Below are 553 nucleotides of genomic sequence, written 5' to 3'. Positions count from 1 at the left end.
CGAAACCGCCTGTCCCCCTTGCGTCGCCAAAACGGTTCGGGACCCGCCTGTAAGGCAGGCCTTCAACGTTTCGACCTGTCTGGGAAGCAGAACGATCGCTCGACCTTGCGAGAGCCTGAAGGCGTCTTCCGTGGTCACGGCCAGCGCCGGGATGTCGTCCAGCGCGGTCTCGACCGGAAGCAAAGCCTCCAAACCGCGGCCCTTCTGGCACAAATCCTCCAGAAATTCCAGCGTTATCGCCCGATCCTCGTCGAACGGGCCGACCTGGGCCCGGCGCAGGGCCGAGACGTGGCCGCAGGCGCCGAGCATGACGGCCAGGTCGCGGACGATCGAGCGGACATAGGTGCCCTTGCCGCACTCGGCCTCGAACACCGACCGGTCGGCATCTATCTGTTCTACAACGGACAAATGGTGAATCTCGACCGGGCGGGGGGCCAGCTCGACCGTCTCGCCATCCCGCGCCAGGTCGTAGGCGCGTTCGCCCTGCACCTTGATGGCCGAATATTGCGGAGGGATCTGTTCGATCAGGCCGGTGAAGCGCGGCAGCAGCGCC

1 pseudogene is annotated in these 553 nt (G+C 65.5%); it reads right to left on the bottom strand.

Going from position 1 to position 553, the window contains the following annotated elements:
* Positions 1-553: pseudogene (locus D1614_RS28670) on the bottom strand (hypothetical protein); the annotation flags it as partial.

The sequence above is a fragment of the Maribellus luteus genome, from assembly GCF_003576475.1.
GTDB classification, from domain to species: domain Bacteria; phylum Bacteroidota; class Bacteroidia; order Bacteroidales; family Prolixibacteraceae; genus Draconibacterium; species Draconibacterium luteum.
This window is presented reverse-complemented; position numbering and strand designations above follow the sequence as displayed.